Genomic DNA, 17,798 nt, shown 5'->3' on the forward strand with positions numbered 1-17,798 from the left:
AATATGAACTAATGGATAAGGTCATCATGACACAATGCATTAGCTCATTTTGACACTTTCTTCTATATATAAATAGAATAAGTAATAGAATTATAAAAGAATGATATAAATCTTTATAGCAAAATTAGTGAATCGTTTAATTAACAATTAGCCTCTTCCCTCCTACTTTTTATAATTAAATATCGCTTAATCAATTACAGTTTGATAATTAATCATTAACCGAATCAATTAGCTTTTTATTAATCTAATGATTGACAATAAATTAATTTGAATTAATACTAATTAGGCACAGCAAAATCTGTGATCGGGCGTGGAAACCTGATTTATCATCACTAAGCGAAAAACAAAGTCGCTAATGCGACATTTTTTTTGTCTACTGTTTAGCAGTCGTTATGGCAGGCTATGCAGGGCAACCTTCGGGTTGGCCGTAACTTAGTGAGCGGTATTTCCACCCCTGTGTAGTCTGCCACCATTCCGTGGAAAGGATGGTGGTAGGTATTAAAACTTATCACTAAGGAAACGACTATGAACACACGTTCTAATCGTGCATATACACGCACATATAAAAAACAAATCATCGAACACACTCCAATTTACGACCTCATCAATTATGAGCTTCGCCAGAAGCAAATCCAAAAACGCCAAAAATTTCAAGATACGCTGATATTTTTAGCCATCATTCTGTTTGCCATCATTTTATTAAATTTAGGTGGTGCAGCATGAACAAAAAACTTAAAGAACACTTTGAAACCATCCAAATGGAGCTTTCACCAAAACATTTAATCGCATTAAGTGAAATTGAAATTGCCCTAAACTTCTCAAAAAACGTTTTGGATGAGTTAGAAATATCTCACGCAATTATTCACAACTGTTTAAAAAATATGACTCCAGAGCAACGGTTGGCTACAGCCATTGACAATCATATTGATGACCTATCTGCACAATGGGCATTTCGCGAAATTGATCGCGTGGAAATTATTACCAATGGACAGAAAATCCTTGGAGATGCCTAGTCATGAGAATTTATATTCATACTGAACTCGGTAGGGAAAAACGCTGTACGGGTTGCAACGAGTACTTCCCTTTCGATGAAGATTTTTTCTACAAAAATGGACTAAAAAATGGTGTTCAGCAATGGACAGCTCGTTGTAAAGCCTGTTTTGTTGAATGCTACCGCGGAGGATATGACCTATGAAAGTTCTTCTCCAAAGTAATGAATATCCAATTATTGCATCACCTCAGCTCGCCAAAGAGCTGGGCATGCCTGCAGCAACATTCTTGCAGAAACTGTATTTCTTGCTCAACGATACTCGGAAATACAAAAATAAGAAAAATCTGACCCAACACAGTAACCGTAAATGGTGGTTCCATACCTACGAAGAATGGCAAGCCACAATCGGTTTATTTAGTATTTCATCCATCAAACGTGCAGTAGCCAAGTTAAAAGAACTTGGCCTAATTGAAGTCAATAAGTTAGATAAAAATAAATCAATGCGTGTGAATTACTACACCATTAACTATAAAAAGTTGAAGGATCTATTCGGGATTAGGACTGAAGCGAAAGCCCAAGCACCGACTCCAAAAGAACCAGATAGAACTCAGAAAGTTGTTGGTACAGACCTACCGACGCAGCCTGAAGCATCAACTGACGACCTTGCCATACTGCAAAGCCAACATCGAGCACTGTATAGACAATTAAGAGCTTATAAAGTCGACATAACACATGACGACCCTTTGATCTTCCACTGTGCGAATAAGCCTAGAGAAATACTTAGATATGCTGCTTCAGCTTCAAATCGGCTCGATTTAATGAAATGGCAATGGCATACGCCTGAACAAATCCTGCCTAAGCATTTTTTTATATACCAAGAATAAGAAGGAACTGAAAAATGAAAATTGCTAGACTTATTATGAAAGTCCAAAATCCTGCTAATCATAAACGTCAGTATTTTGTGAGCAGTAAAAAACTTTACCGTTTATTAAGTCCTGGAGTTTCTTATAAAACATTTGTTGAAACTAATATCACCTGGTCTCGGCTTAGAGAAAATATTGACTATCATTACAATGAACGCTTTGACACCTACAATTTGAGTATATCTTCTGTACAAGCGATTCTAATTCTTGAGAATAGCGAGATCAGTTGGCAAATATTCAATGAATTATCCGATCTCATTAGTGGTGGCTTTACCGCCATTATTAATTAATAAAGGATAATTCCAATGTTTAAAATCGATGAAGATGAAGTCTACAATATTGAACAAGTCATAAATAAAGTGACATTTATTCGGAAGATATCAGAGCTTGGTGGCGACCAATCTACTTATCTAACTTCTGAACAAATAGCCACTATATTTATAGAACTCGAAGACCAGCTGATAAATATACGGTCAAAAATAGAATTAATCTGATGGGATCATTAATTTAATCATCTGAATAATTCTTTCTTTTTGATTTTTATCAGCACGGTTATATAGCTCGATCAGCTCTGTCTGGTCGGGCTGTATTTTTTTCGGTATACCAAAAATGACATACATCATATCGAACCCATGGTCTTCCAATAACTGAGTAAATTTCAGATCAAAAGGATGCCCATGCTTCTCAAAACGCAACCAGCTTTGTTCTTTTATTCCTGCTATTTCAGCTGCTCCTTTCTGCGTTAAATCAGGAAACTTTTTTCTTTCTGCTTTCAATCGGTTGCCCCGACTCAAGTCAATAAAACTATCTTCCATAGTACCTACCTATTGAAAACTACTATACATAGTAGTAAATTAGCATTGTTGGAAATATAGCAATGCACGATTTCCAACATTTTAGTTTTTTAAGAGATCAATGCAATGAATACATCCCAAAACACCCACAAATCAGATAAACAAATAACTTTCCGTGTCTCTGAAGAAGAACATCAAAAAATTAGAATTGAAGCTGCTATTGAAGGCTCTCTAACACCAAACCAGTACGCAAAAAAATATTTACTGGAAAAGGTTAATAGCAAATCAATTGAACAAAATCTGAATCCACAAGAATCATAAGTCACAGGATTGCGAGTTTTCATGCCAAACGGGGTTAAACAACTACAAGTTCAAATAAAAAATGATTTTTTTTGCTGTCCAGTATGCAAACAGCCATTAAATATTTTGGGGACCGTTGTTTTTAAAGAAGAGCCACGAGGTTATGTAGGTGAGTGTCGGGAGCTGACATGCATGACATTGGTTCATTTTCACATTCAAATTTCAAATGTGATTGCTCCAAGTCGTTTCAAAATGAAAAAGGGGTATTGAACGATGAGTAAATCTATTGGTTTTTATTGTCCGCATTGTAGTACGCGTATGCATGTATCAAGTCGTAAAAAGCCATCTCCTCTGTTACATGAGTTAATTGTGTCTTGTCGCAATGATCAATGTCTTGCCAGTTTTGCGGCAAGTTTGGAGATGGTGAGACCCGTACAAAACAGTATTAACCCAAACCCAGAAGTTCAAACAGGATTACCACAGCATAAACGTCAGTGGGAAACAGAACTGGAACATCAATTAGCAAGTTTGGAAGTACAAACCGAAATTGACGAGCATCAAAAAAACTATGTTGAAGGTTTCATTTCTGCCCTATTTCATTCGTCGACTATTGACCTGACTAGAGCATCAACATATCGCCATCGTTTACAACAAATTAAACTTTTATAGGTTTTTAAATGGATCTTCAACGTCGTATTGATGACAAACTGAATCAACTTTTTAACTTTAAAAAAGTCGGGGAATGGTATCGCGAAGGTCGCTGCCCAGAGTGTAATGAAAAAGAGTTATACACGCATGCAGAGACACCGCGTATTGTGAAATGTGGTCGCATGAATAAATGCGGTTATGAAGAACATGTAAAAGAGATATGCGAAGATCTATTTAAAGATTGGTCAAAGGACTTTCCTAAGACATCTACAAATCCCAATGCGAGTGCTGATGCATACTTAATTCAGAATCGTGGGTTCGATATTTCGAAACTTTCAGGTCGCTATACTCAAGAAACTTATGTTAATGAATATCTATTTCCTGGGATTTATAGTGCAACTGTAAGATTTCAAATTGAAGAAAATGTATTTTGGGAACGGCTCATAGATCGGCCTGAACGCTTTGGTAAACGTAAAGCAAATATTTCTGGAAAGGTTACTGGCTTATATTGGACGTATCATCAAAAATTTGATGATCTTTGTATTTCTAAAGAAATATGGCTAACTGAAGGTATTTTTAATAGCATTGCCCTCAGCTTTAGCAATATCACCAGTGCAGCGACATTATCTTCAAATAATTATCCAAGCAAATTATTGGAGAAAATAAAAGAACGTTGTGAACAGCTTAAACTTAAAAAGTTACCCACTCTTGTCTGGGCATTCGACAATGACACAGCTGGACGTAAAGCTACTCTAAAGTATCACCAGCAAGCTGTAGAGGAAGGATGGAATTCTACTGCTGCTTTGCCAGTTTCAAAGAATGAATCAGACTTAGACTGGAATGATCTTTATGAACGAAGAATTTTAGATCATGCCGATCAATTAAAACGTTTTCGTCATTATGGTCAATTGCATATCACCCAGACTGCCCAAGAGGCAGCACAGTTAATCTATAATTTTTATGATCAAAAATTAAATAACTTTTCTTTTACTCATCATTTCAAAACCTATTGGTTCAGCCTCAATCGTGATAAATACGAAGAAGAGTACAAAGTTCAATATGAAAATATTGGTGATTCCAATAAGGCCGAACAAGAGGCACTTAAACGTGCAGCTAAAGTTGAAATGATCTGTAATGCAGTCCTCAAAGGATTGTATTTTCAAAGAAATATCATTACGGATGAGTCCTGGTACTACTTTAAAATTCAAAATGATGAAAGGAATCAAGTTAAGTCTACTTTTTCACCTGAACAAATTACATCTAAGCCGAATTTTACTAATCGATTACTCGGGATATTACCTGGTGTTTGGTGGACAGGATCTGAAAAGCAACTTCAATCTATTGCTCAGAGAGAAACAGATCCTGCCCATTTAAAAGAAGTTAAAACTATCGATTTTATTGGTTACAGCAAAGAGCATCGAACATACATTTTTAATAAACATGCTGTGCATAAAGGCAAAGTTATCCACATTAATTCCCATGATTTTTTTAAAGCAGGCAGATTAGATTTGAAAAGTCTTTCAAGTAGTCCAGTAATTCAACTTAATGACAAACCTTTTACACCAGTTTGGTGGCAAGACTTTTATAAAATCAACCATGAAAAAGGCTTAATTTTATTAGCATGGTGGACTGGTTCATTTTTCGCAGAGCAGATTCGCGAAAAACATTCTTCTTATCCTTTTATGGAATTTGTCGGACAAGCAGGGTCTGGTAAATCCTCTTTAATTGACTTCATGTGGAAATTATCTGGAAGGGTCGGTGCAAAAGAAGGTATCAATCCAAATAGCTCTTCAGTTCCAGCCGTTCACCGTTCTATGGCCCAGGTATCAAATCTACCTGTGGTATTCATTGAAGGAGACAGAAAATCAGACCAGAAACAAGTAAAACAGAAGTTTGATTGGGATGAATTAAAGGATGCTTATAACGGACAGAATATTCGTTCTCGTGGCTTAAAAACTACCGGCAATGACACCTATGAGCCTCCATTTCGCGGAGCCATTATGATTAGTCAGAATGATCCCATTAATGCTTCTGAAGCAGTTTTAAGCCGTACCCTTCACATCTATGTTGATATGCAAGGCCATACTTATGAAAAGAAATTAATTGCTAACCGTTTATATGGGATCACTTTAGATGAGGCTTCAAAATATATGACAGTCTGCCTCCAACAAGAAGAAAAAATACTTGATACTTTCTTTCAAAAATTCGAAGAAATAGAAAAGGAATATCACCTGAGCGGTGTTACACATACTCGTATTGCCCTTTGCCATGCACAAGTTTCAGCCATGATTGATGCAATTGCGGAGCACGTCCTCAAAGGCGTTATAGATCTTGAAGAAATATGCGATGCAAAAGCCTTTATGGAAAAAATGGCATTAAAACGAATGGAAGATCTATCTGACGATCACATTCTCGTAAAACAATTTTGGGAGGTATTTGAGTACATCAATAATTCAACTGCTAACAGTAACTTCTCTTTAAATCACCATCGTCATAACGATGCTACCGTGGCCATAAATTTAAATGAAGTCTACAAAGCTGCAGCTCGTAATTATCAATCACTTCACGACATCAATGAGATGCGGACATTGCTTAGATCAAGCAAGAAATACCGCTTTATAGAAATGAACAAACAAGTTCGTACTAACAGTTTCCCTGTGGACGAATTCAAACAGGTGAAAACGGATGTAGCTGTGGAACGTAATGTCAAATGTTGGATTTTTAGTAATCCTTATCAATTCAAAAACTAACAATTAAATAAATGCACATACAAAAGCTGCCACTTCTGTATGTGCTACACCACCAAGTCAGGAGACTAAACAATGCAACAAGATTCTAACGTAAATTATATTTTACCTGAGAGCAATTTTATAAAAGAATTTGACTTAAAAAAGGCAAAGGATGTTATCAGAAACTCTCCAGATGGTGCTAAATATTGGGTTAAGACAAGTGGGTATCATAATGATATACCTGATTTTTCACAGTACAAATTTCAGCGTCTTTACGACTTATCAAAATTAAAAACCGCAATTGAGGAATATGAGACTACTCATGGCGTTAATTTTGGTATCCCTGAATATTTACTGTGTGAACCACGTACTTTTAAAGTGAAGTTAGATAACTGGCATGAAGATACATGTGATTTGGAATTTACCGTTGTTATCAAATGTACTGATGTAGAACTGCATGAGCACAATAACTTTTGGTCGAATAATCAAAATCGACTTGAAGATAACAATGGAAATATTGTTGCTGTCATATTGAAAATGATAGGGCGTAAGGTTTTTTGGTGGTGCTATGAACATAACAGTACTTTGCTTCATCCAAAATATGGCGTTAATTCTATTTTTACCAATGAAGGATGGAATTCTAATTGTTTCGAAATTACAAACCTCAATTTTTGTAATCATGTTAACGATGATGCGTTTGAATTTGAACCAGTAAACCCAAGCACTGCTGTTTTAGGAGCGTAGTCGATGAATACTAAGGTAGATATAAATTTACAGTTTGAAGAAGCAATGCGCCTAGATCTAAATGATTTCACTTGGGATGATGAACTAGAACTTTATGAAGACGAAAAAACTCAACTTTGTTGGTTGACTTGGGTAACTCGTGATTCCCAGCCTCAGGTTTTAGAAAATGACTGCATGATTGATCAAACTTGGTTTATGAAAGGTACACCTGTAGCAAACCTTATAAAACATGCTGAAGGTATTTATCAAACTGAAGTAGCAGCCCAGAATTCTAAAATTAAATTCGGTACTGATGATAATGAACATTGGTTTGCTCATGATGTTCCGTTTTTTGGAAGAGTTCAAATAGACCGTATTGAAGAACATGGCCTAGTTGAGTGGGATATCTATTTCAATGAATGTTGGCAAGGCCCTTTCAATTCCAAAGCCAAATGTATTCAGCATCTTGAGGAATGTATTCAAGAGAAAGTCGAGGAAAAAGCAAGAAAAAAACAAGGATTGGAGAATATATAATGGGAGTCAAAAAATTAGTAAAACTAACTGTTGAGGTTGAGATTGAAATCGAACTTCCAGAAAATTTAGCCAATCCTACACCTGAAGATATTGAAGGCATTAATTATTGTGGTTTTGATGTCAAGAGTTCTAATGATGTCTACAAAGAAGCAGGTCGTTTAATTCTTTGGGGTTATACCAATTGCAACAATGATGTATTTGGTGTCTTTCATCATCCCTGGAGAAAAAGCGATTTAAAGAATGCTGAAAGGGAGTGTTTTTATGACATTCAAGATATATATGTCGATGAGTTTTCAGTTGAAAATATAGAGCAAAAAAAAGATGAAACGTAATATTTTTAAGATAGTACGTGGCGGTTGGTGGCCATGTGAAGAACGTGTCTTAATATCTCTACTTCAAGACAAATATCCATTGAACTTTATTGCAGAAGTACTAGGTCGAGACTGTAGAGCTGTATATGCAAAAATTGCAGTGATGCAACGCCAAGAAACAAAAAGGATGGAGCAAGCCGCATGAATGAGGCTATTTTAGAAAAATATTTATTAAAGATGACCAAAATTTTAGATGCGAAACCAATTATTCCAATTGAACATCAGCTTTGGGATGAACATGATATAGCAGGATATTTTAAGTACTCATTGGAATATGCAAAACGCCACATCATATCCAATGGAAATTTCCCACCGAGTCGAGATTTACCCACTTCTGCAGATAGCAACAGAACAGTACCACGATGGAAAGCAACTGATGTCATCAAGTTCGCAATGGCCTTTGATAAATCCACTATAAATTACCATTAAATTAAAGCCACCTTCAGGTGGCTTTTTTCATACCATCAATTTACTTAAACCATTGGACTGATCAAGTTCATCGACAATTTCTTCATTGGTTGGATTGTAATAAACCAAAGCAAATTTAGGGTCTTTCCACCCGAAAACCTTACATAAAGTTAAAGCATTTTTTAAACGTTTAGCCATCAAACTAGCAGCTTCATGCCTCGAATCATGAAATGTTAAATCACTATCTTCAAGCCCAGCAGATTTTCTCGCTTTCCTAAAAAGTGCATCTCTAGAAGAATCACTCACAGTAAAAACTTTAGGCGAATTTTTACGGTCAATTTTCATAGCCAGTGACCATAAATGTGCAGCAAAAGCATCCAATGGAACTTTTCTACTCGTTCCATTTTTAGTATCAGGTAAAATAACTTGACGTTTTGAAAGCAATATTTGTTTCGGTAAACGATTTACTATCTCCCCCGATCGCATACCCGTGGCCAAAGCAATTAACCAAATGAGAGCTACTTCTTGCATTTTTGTTTGTGGTACAGAACCAGGAACATATTTTAAAGCAGCCAATATTTTTTCTACTTCAATTAATTCTATACGTCTTTCTCTATGTGCAGGTTTTGAAGGTTTTTTTACACTATGGGTAGGATTATTTGTTATCCATTTTTTTTCAATACACCATTCAAAAATTGCAGACAGTGTAGAAAAATCACGCAAAACTGTACTCGCCTTTAATGGTCGAATAGATCTATTCATAACAGAATCACGATATTCAGCCAAAAATTCAGACTTATATTTTTGAAGTGGCCAATCTACATTAGGTAAAGTATTTTTAAAATATTCAATTCGCTGTTTTTCTTTTTTACCAGTCTTCTTAAAATTTGAAACTTCAATTGCATAACGATTAAGTGCTTCAGATAAAGTGATAATAATATCGGATCTTAACGCTGCTAAAGTCTGGTTATTTAAAATAAGATTTCTTTCTGTTTCTTTTGCCCAATTTTTTGCAGCCGTTTCATTTTCACAAACTTTTGTTTTTCTAACATCATCAACTTTGACCTCTACTCGCCATTTACCATTCCTAGTTTGATAAATAGATCTATACATTTCTTCGTCCAAATCCGTGTGGGTTATGTGTGGGTACTTATAACTAAAAATAGCTAAAAATACTTAAAAAAAACACAAATGCCAGAAACGACAAAGCCCCGAAGCCTTGTATATAAAGGCTTCGGGGCTTTGGAGAATATTACTATTCTATATCTGGTCCCGAGGGTCGGACTCGAACCGACACGTCATCTCTGACAGCGGATTTTGAGTCCGCCGCGTCTACCAATTTCACCACCTCGGGAAAGGGGCTACAAGCGCATTAGCTTGTGGTGGCTATATTACTATCAAACTCTGAATTGTCAATTATCTAATTCATTCAATTGATCACTTTTATAGCAAAAACAAAAACTTTGTCTTAAAAAGCATCAGATATCATCTCGTTTGCCCTTTTCAGGACTATAATGCGGACGTTTTTCTTATTTTTATACATTGAAGATGCAACTTTCCGACTTTAAATTTGATCTCCCTGACCAACTCATTGCGCGCTACCCTTTAAATACCCGTAGTGCTTCACGCCTTTTGCACCTGGATCATCAAGGGCAATACCACGATTGTCATTTTACTGACATTCTTGATTTACTCGATGCCGGTGACTTACTAATTTTAAATGACACCAAAGTAATGAAAGCACGCTTAAAAGGTAAACGTGCCTCTGGTGGTGCTGTTGAAGTTTTAGTGGAACGGATGCAGGACAAATTTATTGCCCATTGCCACATTAAAGCCAGCAACTCACCTAAAGCAGGTGCTGAACTTTTTATGGGTGAAGATGCGGTAAAAGTAACAGTGCAAGGTCGTCACGAAAACTTGTTTATTGTCGAGTTTTCACAACCAATTCTAGAAGTTCTGGATCAGTACGGTGCTTTGCCGATTCCGCCTTATTTCAACCGTGAAGCAGAAGCCATTGATACCGAGCGCTATCAAACGGTATTTAATGATCCGACCAAACTGGCAAGTGTCGCAGCACCCACGGCTAGCCTGCACTTCGACCAAGACTTGTTAGAAAAACTTGAAGCTAAAGGTATTCAAAAAGCCTTTGTCACCCTTCATGTCGGGGCAGGCACCTTCTTACCCGTACGTACGGATGATATTCAAAATCACATCATGCATAGCGAATGGTGTGATGTTCCACAACATACGGTTGAACTGATTCGTCAAACCAAGGCCCGTGGCAATAAAGTCATTTCGGTCGGAACCACAGCAACCCGTGCCATTGAAAGTGCAGCTCAAGCGCATGGTGGCACATTAAATGCGTGGACAGGTGATACCCAAATTTTCATCTATCCAGGTTATGACTTTAAAGTGGTGGACCGTTTAATTACCAACTTCCATTTACCTGAATCCACCTTATTGATGCTGGTTTCGGCATTATCCAATCGTGATAATATTTTGAATGCCTATCATCATGCTGTGGAAGAAAAATACCGCTTCTTTAGTTATGGCGATGCCATGCTGATTGATAAAATTACGCCTTAATATTTACCGATAAAAGAAGCACACCATGCCGTTCGATACTGTTCAACATTCGATTCATATTCGACGTAAAAAAAATGAACGGGTTTTTCAGAATATTGCGCGGCTTTGGGAAATTGGTCGTCAGGCCCAAACCCAGCAAGATATTTTAGATCGTTTGCATCCGTGGAATGCACCGATTGTGCTTAAATTTGAAAATGTCCTGCCGCTGTTGTTAGCTGCGCTAGGACTTTTTTTTATGCTGCTGATTTTTATTGGCCCGACCAATATCTGGCTCCAGCTTTGTCTGGTGAGCGGACTATTGATGATGTTCTGGGCTTATATCAGTTATGAAGATAAAAAACCGATTGATGATGTGATTGAATATTTAGAACAACAGACCATTGCTAAAAAATACCAGCTCGCCTTCCGGCAGCAACCGCAACATATTTCTGTTCCGCTGCAACCGCTATTATTCATTGCACATTTAAAACAGCTATTTCCGGTGTTTAATCAGGGCACCCTCGCTAACGAGATTCCCTATTATGCCAGCACAGTCTGGACAGATGAGGAAGGCAAACAACATCAGGTCATGGTCTTTCAATACCATTATGTTAATGAAGTTCGCGTCCGTGATAAAGATGGCAGTGATGTCAAAGTTAAAGAAGTACACAAGGATTTATGGGGCGTCTTTGTTTTTGATGTAGAAATCCAGGGACTTGCAATTACCACGGCAGGCAAGAACTTTTATTATCCTTATAGCTTTCCCTGGCACACCAGTGATATTCAGACCAATCAAAAATTAAATATTTTTGGCAGCAATGAAATGCAAACTGCAAAATTACTTTCACCGGCATTTGTACTGAAACTGGCTGATTTTTTTGCCCAGCGTCACGGTGATTTAATGTTCCATCCGACTAGTCATACCTTATGCTTTTTAGGCCCTGCCGATTTATTTAAAATATCAACACAAGCCAAAAATATTCAAGATATTTCTGTATTACGTGGACACTTACGTACTTTTAAATTACCTTATTTAGAGAACTTACAGCGTGATTTAACGCACTTTTTAAAATAGCAATAATGAATGTTTTGGGGACATATACATGGGGTTGTTAATTTTTTTGCTATTGATTATTGCCGTAGTCGTCGCATGTATCATGATCCGCAATAATATCGTTCGTCATCACAATGCGTCTATCCGCGCCTGGTCAGATGTGGCCAGCTATGAACGTCAGAAAATTAAAATTCTGGATGGTCTGCAACCCTTGGTTGAGCAATATTCAAGTTTTGAACAAGGCACTTTAGAAAAAGTGACTGAATTGCGTCAGAATATTTTAAATTTGAATGTCAATAATACCGATGTCTCGCAATTACAACGCATCGAAAGCTTGAATAAAGAATTGATGCGTAGTCTAAATGTAGTAGTTGAGAACTATCCCGAACTGAAAGCCAATGAAATTTATCTAAAAATGATGAATGAAATTGAGGAACAAAATGAAAATGTCGGTGCAGCGATTAGCATTTTCAACCGTAATGTAGAGCTGTTTAATAACCATATTCAGATTTTCCCCAATAACATCGTCAATACCATGACCCTGGGTAAAAAAGCCATTCGTCCCTTTCGGGATCAAGCGGTTACCCAAAATTTTGACTATCGTCCTAATTTTTAATCCATCAGGACTTCTTGCATTCACCATCTAGCAATAACGGCAAGAAGTCCAAATCTATAACTAAAAAAACATTCATTAAAAAATACGAGCTTCACATAAAAAATAATCATCATGTTAGAACATAGGTTCTTCTCAAATATGCATTGCTTGAAGCGCTTTACCTTAAAAAATGAAAGATTAGAACGGATTGAAAATTTTTATCATGCCAGCCCCACCTAGACTTTGCTGGAGCAGCCTCACTCTTCCAATATTGCTTTATAAGTAAAGTATCAAGTTAAAATTCGACAACACTGGCGTTTATGTGCGTAATCTAGGAAAATAGCCAACTTTTAGCGGCGAACTGTTTATTCGCTCTTGCACTGCACGCAGTGCTTTGCTCTTGTTCAGGATATTTTATGAAGTTTGAAAAACTAGGTCAGTCGGGTCGTGCCCGTCGTGGTCGGTTAACACTTGAACACGGCGTGATTGAAACGCCTGTGTTTATGCCTGTCGGTACTTACGGTACCGTAAAAGGCATGCTGCCACGCGATATTGAAGAGATTAAAGCGCAAATTATTTTGGGTAATACCTTCCACCTGTATTTACGTCCAGGTTTAGATGTGATTCGTGAACATGGTGGTTTACACGAGTTCATGAAATGGAATAAACCGATTTTAACCGATTCAGGTGGCTTCCAGGTGTTTAGTCTGGGTGCAATGCGCAAGATCAAAGAAGATGGTGTAACTTTCCGCTCGCCGATTGATGGCTCTAAAGTCTTTTTATCACCTGAAATTTCAATGGATATTCAACATACCTTGAATTCTGATATCGTGATGATTTTTGACGAATGCACGCCTTATCCTGCAACCCATGAAGAAGCGCAAAAATCATTGCAGCTATCCTTACGTTGGGCAAAACGTTGTAAAACGCAACATCATGATGTGCTTAAAAATAAAAATGCCCTGTTCGGTATTATTCAGGGTGGCATGTATGAAGACCTTCGTGATGAATCCCTGAATGGTTTAAAAGAAATTGATTTTGACGGTTTTGCCATTGGCGGCCTTTCGGTCGGCGAACCGAAAGAAGAAATGATCAAGGTACTGGATTATCTTCCGGTGAAAATGCCGGAAGACAAGCCACGTTACTTAATGGGCGTGGGTAAACCGGAAGATATCGTAGAAGCGATCCGTCGCGGTGTCGACATGTTTGACTGCGTGATGCCCACCCGTAATGCACGTAACGGTCATTATTTTGTGACAGATGGTTTGGTGCGTATTCGTAATGCCAAATATCGTCATGACCAAAGTCCGCTTGATCCACAATGCGACTGTTATACCTGCCAGAATTTCACTCGCTCGTATTTATTCCATTTGGAAAAATGCGGTGAAATGCTCGGTTCTATGCTGGGTACCATTCATAACCTGCGTTATTACCAAAGATTTACACAAGACATTCGCGATGCGTTGGATAATGGTACTTTTGATCAATATGTCCAAGAATTTTATGCCTGTCGCGGTTTAGAAGTTCCTCCTTGCCCTGAAGATTAATCTTTCAGTATTTGCGCTGAAGAAAAAGACAGGGTAAATTGCTGAACAAGTTATTTTATTTATCATCATATTTGTTGATATACAGTTTTTTTATTTTAGGAAAATGAAATGAGCCTTTTTATTTCTACTGCTCACGCAGCGGGTGAAGCTGCAACCCAGCCAAGTTTGGTCACCAACCTTTTGATGATTGCAGTATTTGTCGCAATTTTCTATTTCCTTATTTGGCGCCCTCAAGCAAAACGTGCTAAAGAACACCGTACGCTGGTTGAAAGCCTAGGTGTAGGCAGTGAAGTGGTTTTTGCCGGTGGTTTAATGGGCAAAATCACTAAACTTGAAGGTGATTTTGCAGTGGTTGAATTAAGTCGTGGTGTAGAAGTAAAAATTCAGCGTGCAAGTGTGATTTCAGTTCTTCCTGAAGGCACATTAAATAATCTCTAATCAAAAATAGTCGTGCTCTCGCACGACTTTTTCATTTTAAGAAGAAAATAAATGCGTTACCCAGCATGGAAATATCTGCTGATCGTCGTGGTTTTGATGATCAGTACATTATATGCCCTGCCTAGTTTGTATCCCGATGAACCTGCTGTTCAAATTTCGGGTGCCAAAGCCGGTACCCAAATTGACCAAAGCATCGTACAAAAAGCAGAGCAATTATTAGAAAGTGAAAAAATTCCAAGCCATGACAACAGCTTTAGCAATAATGCTGCCCTTTTGCGTCTCGATTCTTCAGAAGCCCAATTAAAAGCCAAAGAAGTATTGCGTCGTGGACTGGGTGACAATTATGTTGTTGCATTAAACCTGGCTCCAACCACTCCTGAATGGCTGCAAAAAATTGGTGCTAAACCAATGAAGTTGGGTCTGGATTTACGTGGTGGTGTGCACTTCTTATTAGAAGTGGATATGGACAAAGCCATAAGTCAACGTATGGAAACATCTGCGACTGATTTGCGTCGTCAACTGCGTGACAACAAACTGAAATTCAATAGCCTGGCTTTGAATAACAACACCATTACTGTGCAGTTTGCCAATAACAGTGATCGTGATGCGGTCATGGACTTCTTGCGTCGCAATGGCAATGAGTATACTCAGCAGGCGATTGCATCAAGCTCGGGTTCAACTTTACGCCTGAACTATACCGATGTACGCAAGCAAGAAATTCAGTCGTATGCGGTGAATCAAAACTTAACCACCTTACGTAACCGTATTAACGAGTTAGGTGTAGCGGAAGCATTGGTTCAAACCCAAGGTAGCAACCGCATTGTGGTTGAACTTCCGGGTGTTCAGGATACTGCTGAAGCAAAACGTGTCCTGGGTCGTACAGCGAACTTGGAATTCCGTCTGGTTTCTGATTTGAATGACCAATATATCGATCCGTATACCGGTAAATCGACAGGTCAGGCATTACCTCCGGGTACAGAACTTTTTGCTTATGAATCACTGGATAGTGGTCGCGAATTACTGCTTAACCGCAACCGTATACTGACCGGTGAACGTGTACAAAATGCATCAAGTGGCTTTAGCCAAGATGGCGGTGGTGCTGAAGTAAATATTACTTTAGACAGCGCTGGCGGCAAGCTAATGTCAGATGCAACACGCACTGCGGTTGGTAAACGCATGGCAGTATTGTTTATCGAGAACAAGCAGAAAATCAGCTATGTACCCGATCCTGTAACCGGTGCACAAACTGAAGTACGGACGCCTTATGCAGAATCTGTCGTGATTAATGCGGCAACCATTCAAGCCGTACTGGGTTCACAATTCCGTATTACCGGTCTGGATTCGCCACAAGAAGCGGCTGAACTTGCGCTGATGCTTCGTGCAGGCGCTTTGGCTGCACCGATGTACTTTGTTGAAGAACGTGTAGTCGGTCCGAGCCTGGGTCAAGAAAATATTGACAAGGGTGTGTTATCGACTCAAATCGGTTTCCTTCTGGTTGCAATCTGGATGGTGGTGTTCTTCCGCCTGTTCGGTGTAATCGCCAACTTTGCCCTGATTGCCAACTTAGCGATGATCCTGACTGTCATGTCGTGGATTGGTGCTTCGCTGACCCTTCCAGGTATTGCCGGTATCGTGATCACCATTGGTATGGCGGTCGATGCCAACGTACTGATCTGTGAGCGAATAAGGGAAGAGATGAAATGGGGAGCCTCGCCCAAACAGGCAATTGTCGCGGGTTATGATCGAGCCTATAACACCATTTTTGACTCCAACTTAACCACGTTCCTGGTTGCGTTTATTCTTTTTGCCATCGGTACAGGTCCAATCAAAGGCTTTGCCGTAACCTTAATGATCGGTATTATTTGCTCGATGTTTACTGCAATTACAGTAACCCGTGCAATCGTACAGCTCATTTATGGCAAAAAACGTAACTTGAAGAAGTTGAGCATTTAAGGAGATCTATGATGACTGATATGACTCAACTGGATTCAAAAAAATACGGTCGTCCTGATGATGAACGCATAATTCCGTTTATGAAAATTGCCAAACCAGCGGCAATTTTCTCCATCATCCTGACGATTGCAAGCCTGTTTTTTATTGTGACCAAAGGTCTGAACTTGGGTTTAGACTTTACCGGTGGTGTCTCTGCAGAATTAAACTATGCACAGCCTGCCAACCAGTCTGAAGTGGTTAAAGCTTTAGAGCAAGCCGGTTTTAAAGATGCCGTGGTACAAACCCTCGGCAGCAACAAAGATCTTTTGGTGCGTATGCCTCCGCAAGATCTTGAAGTGGAAGACTTGAGTAACGCAATTACCAAAGCCGCGCAATTACCGAACAATACTGCTGAAGTACATAAAGTAGATTCAGTCGGTGGTCAAGTCGGAAATGAGCTGTATGTGCGCTCTGCAGGTGCTGTGGCACTGGCATTACTTTTAATGCTGGTATACGTCACGATTCGTTTTGAATTCAAGCTGGCTGTAGGTGCGGTGCTTTCGTTATTCCATGACGTGCTGGTAACAGTGGGTGTTTTTGCCATGATGCAATGGCCGTTTGACTTAACCGTCTTGGCGGCAATTCTGGCACTTTTAGGCTTCTCGTTAAACGATAATATTGTGGTATCGGATCGTATTCGTGAAAATTTCCGCAAGATCCGTGGCGCAAGCCCGCGGGAAGTTATCGATATTTCTTTGACAGAAACGCTACGTCGTACCATTCATACCTCAATGACCTTATTGCTGGTTGTTGTGGCAATGATGTTCCTCGGTGGTGATGGTTTACATTGGTTCTCTGTCGCGATGTTTATTGGGGTATTTGTCGGAACCTATTCTTCAATTTATATCGGTACCGCCTACGCCCTTTGGCGTGGTCTGAACCGTCAAGACTTCATTGTTCAGATTAAACCTGAATTTGATGAAGAAGAAGATATTCCTAAATAGTCCTGCTATGACAGCTGATCAGCTTTAACTTGCCATAAAAAAGCCCATCTTCGGATGGGTTTTTTTTATTATTGAAGTAAAAATGGTATCGAAAATAAATTCATCTTTACCATCCAAGATACCATCTGCAACAGCACGCTCAACTGCACTTTTAAAATCCAGATTATGCGCAGTATCTGCAGCCTGAGCTGAAACGATCCCACTCACACACAACGCAGTGGTAAGTGTTCATTTTTTCATTA

21 protein-coding genes, 1 tRNA gene and 1 pseudogene are annotated in these 17,798 nt (G+C 38.6%); 19 read left to right on the forward strand and 4 right to left on the reverse strand.

All coding sequences use genetic code 11. The features are described from left to right. Positions 1 to 525: 525 nt before the first annotated feature. The 4 genes from E0H80_RS10590 (at position 526) to E0H80_RS10610 (ending at position 2,204) form a co-directional block, all read left to right on the forward strand. On the forward strand, positions 526 to 723 hold the full coding sequence (locus E0H80_RS10590) for a hypothetical protein (RefSeq protein WP_131365617.1): 198 nt from the start codon (positions 526 to 528) through the stop codon (positions 721 to 723). Continuing rightward, positions 720 to 1,013, forward strand: a complete 294-nt coding sequence (locus E0H80_RS10595) for a hypothetical protein (RefSeq protein ID WP_131365620.1) — start codon at positions 720 to 722, stop codon at positions 1,011 to 1,013. Before E0H80_RS10590 ends, E0H80_RS10595 begins: the two co-directional genes overlap by 4 nt. 178 nt (positions 1,014 to 1,191) lie before the next feature. Further along, positions 1,192 to 1,875 (forward strand): hypothetical protein, encoded by a 684-nt coding sequence (locus E0H80_RS10605; RefSeq protein ID WP_131365623.1) that lies wholly within the window; start codon positions 1,192 to 1,194, stop codon positions 1,873 to 1,875. 14 nt (positions 1,876 to 1,889) lie between these two features. Next, positions 1,890 to 2,204 (forward strand): hypothetical protein, encoded by a 315-nt coding sequence (locus E0H80_RS10610; RefSeq protein WP_131365626.1) that lies wholly within the window; start codon positions 1,890 to 1,892, stop codon positions 2,202 to 2,204. A gap of 195 nt (positions 2,205 to 2,399) precedes the next feature. Here E0H80_RS10610 and E0H80_RS10615 read toward each other — a convergent pair whose 3' ends face one another. Next, positions 2,400 to 2,729 (reverse strand): helix-turn-helix domain-containing protein, encoded by a 330-nt coding sequence (locus E0H80_RS10615; RefSeq protein WP_131365628.1) that lies wholly within the window; start codon positions 2,727 to 2,729, stop codon positions 2,400 to 2,402. Positions 2,730 to 2,834: 105 nt separating this feature from the next. Between E0H80_RS10615 and E0H80_RS10620 the strand changes: the two genes are divergently transcribed. The 8 genes from E0H80_RS10620 (at position 2,835) to E0H80_RS10655 (ending at position 8,442) form a co-directional block, all read left to right on the forward strand. Next, the gene (locus E0H80_RS10620; RefSeq protein ID WP_131365630.1) at positions 2,835 to 3,029 is read left to right on the forward strand and encodes a hypothetical protein; all 195 of its coding nucleotides are present in this window, start codon (positions 2,835 to 2,837) and stop codon (positions 3,027 to 3,029) included. A 252-nt stretch (positions 3,030 to 3,281) separates the two neighbouring features. Beyond that, positions 3,282 to 3,677 (forward strand): ogr/Delta-like zinc finger family protein, encoded by a 396-nt coding sequence (locus E0H80_RS10625; protein ID WP_131365632.1) that lies wholly within the window; start codon positions 3,282 to 3,284, stop codon positions 3,675 to 3,677. 8 nt (positions 3,678 to 3,685) lie between these two features. After that, positions 3,686 to 6,406, forward strand: a complete 2,721-nt coding sequence (locus tag E0H80_RS10630; RefSeq protein ID WP_131365634.1) for a toprim domain-containing protein — start codon at positions 3,686 to 3,688, stop codon at positions 6,404 to 6,406. Between the two features lie 279 nt (positions 6,407 to 6,685). Then, positions 6,686 to 7,129, forward strand: a complete 444-nt coding sequence (locus tag E0H80_RS10635) for a hypothetical protein (protein WP_228259989.1) — start codon at positions 6,686 to 6,688, stop codon at positions 7,127 to 7,129. Positions 7,130 to 7,132: 3 nt separating this feature from the next. Continuing rightward, entirely contained in the window at positions 7,133 to 7,642 is a 510-nt protein-coding gene (locus E0H80_RS10640) for a hypothetical protein (protein ID WP_131365638.1), read from the forward strand. Next, positions 7,642 to 7,974 (forward strand): hypothetical protein, encoded by a 333-nt coding sequence (locus tag E0H80_RS10645; RefSeq protein WP_131365640.1) that lies wholly within the window; start codon positions 7,642 to 7,644, stop codon positions 7,972 to 7,974. Before E0H80_RS10640 ends, E0H80_RS10645 begins: the two co-directional genes overlap by 1 nt. After that, a complete protein-coding gene (locus E0H80_RS10650) occupies positions 7,964 to 8,158 on the forward strand; it encodes a hypothetical protein (RefSeq protein WP_131365643.1) in 195 nt (64 codons plus the stop codon). The genes E0H80_RS10645 and E0H80_RS10650 overlap by 11 nt, the downstream gene beginning before the upstream one ends. Then, entirely contained in the window at positions 8,155 to 8,442 is a 288-nt protein-coding gene (locus E0H80_RS10655; RefSeq protein ID WP_131365646.1) for a hypothetical protein, read from the forward strand. The genes E0H80_RS10650 and E0H80_RS10655 overlap by 4 nt, the downstream gene beginning before the upstream one ends. Positions 8,443 to 8,469: 27 nt before the next feature. Here E0H80_RS10655 and E0H80_RS10660 read toward each other — a convergent pair whose 3' ends face one another. Continuing rightward, entirely contained in the window at positions 8,470 to 9,534 is a 1,065-nt protein-coding gene (locus E0H80_RS10660) for a tyrosine-type recombinase/integrase (protein ID WP_131365649.1), read from the reverse strand. A 154-nt stretch (positions 9,535 to 9,688) separates the two neighbouring features. Beyond that, a tRNA-Leu gene (locus E0H80_RS10665) sits at positions 9,689 to 9,775 on the reverse strand. Between the two features lie 194 nt (positions 9,776 to 9,969). On the opposite strand from E0H80_RS10665, the gene queA reads away from it, so the two are divergent. The 7 genes from queA (at position 9,970) to secF (ending at position 17,556) form a co-directional block, all read left to right on the forward strand. Further along, positions 9,970 to 11,007: a tRNA preQ1(34) S-adenosylmethionine ribosyltransferase-isomerase QueA gene (gene queA, locus E0H80_RS10670; RefSeq protein ID WP_131365651.1), complete on the forward strand. Its 1,038-nt coding sequence runs from the start codon at positions 9,970 to 9,972 to the stop codon at positions 11,005 to 11,007. 25 nt (positions 11,008 to 11,032) lie between these two features. Further along, positions 11,033 to 12,061, forward strand: a complete 1,029-nt coding sequence (locus E0H80_RS10675; RefSeq protein ID WP_131365654.1) for a hypothetical protein — start codon at positions 11,033 to 11,035, stop codon at positions 12,059 to 12,061. 28 nt (positions 12,062 to 12,089) lie between these two features. Next, positions 12,090 to 12,656 (forward strand): LemA family protein, encoded by a 567-nt coding sequence (locus tag E0H80_RS10680; RefSeq protein WP_067870537.1) that lies wholly within the window; start codon positions 12,090 to 12,092, stop codon positions 12,654 to 12,656. Between the two features lie 395 nt (positions 12,657 to 13,051). Further along, entirely contained in the window at positions 13,052 to 14,182 is a 1,131-nt protein-coding gene (tgt, locus tag E0H80_RS10685; RefSeq protein ID WP_131365656.1) for a tRNA guanosine(34) transglycosylase Tgt, read from the forward strand. A 108-nt stretch (positions 14,183 to 14,290) separates the two neighbouring features. After that, positions 14,291 to 14,620 carry a preprotein translocase subunit YajC gene (gene yajC, locus E0H80_RS10690; protein WP_067870533.1) on the forward strand — a complete coding sequence of 110 codons (330 nt, stop codon included), beginning with the start codon at positions 14,291 to 14,293 and terminating at the stop codon, positions 14,618 to 14,620. Positions 14,621 to 14,671: 51 nt separating this feature from the next. Then, positions 14,672 to 16,573, forward strand: coding sequence for a protein translocase subunit SecD (secD, locus tag E0H80_RS10695; protein ID WP_131365659.1), 1,902 nt, complete (start codon positions 14,672 to 14,674; stop codon positions 16,571 to 16,573). Between the two features lie 8 nt (positions 16,574 to 16,581). After that, positions 16,582 to 17,556 carry a protein translocase subunit SecF gene (secF, locus tag E0H80_RS10700; RefSeq protein WP_131365661.1) on the forward strand — a complete coding sequence of 325 codons (975 nt, stop codon included), beginning with the start codon at positions 16,582 to 16,584 and terminating at the stop codon, positions 17,554 to 17,556. A 96-nt stretch (positions 17,557 to 17,652) separates the two neighbouring features. Here secF and E0H80_RS10705 read toward each other — a convergent pair. Then, positions 17,653 to 17,769, reverse strand: a pseudogene (locus E0H80_RS10705) (excinuclease); the annotation flags it as partial. Between the last annotated feature and the right edge of the window lie 29 nt (positions 17,770 to 17,798).

The sequence above is a fragment of the Acinetobacter sp. ANC 4779 genome, from assembly GCF_004331055.1.
GTDB lineage: Bacteria > Pseudomonadota > Gammaproteobacteria > Pseudomonadales > Moraxellaceae > Acinetobacter.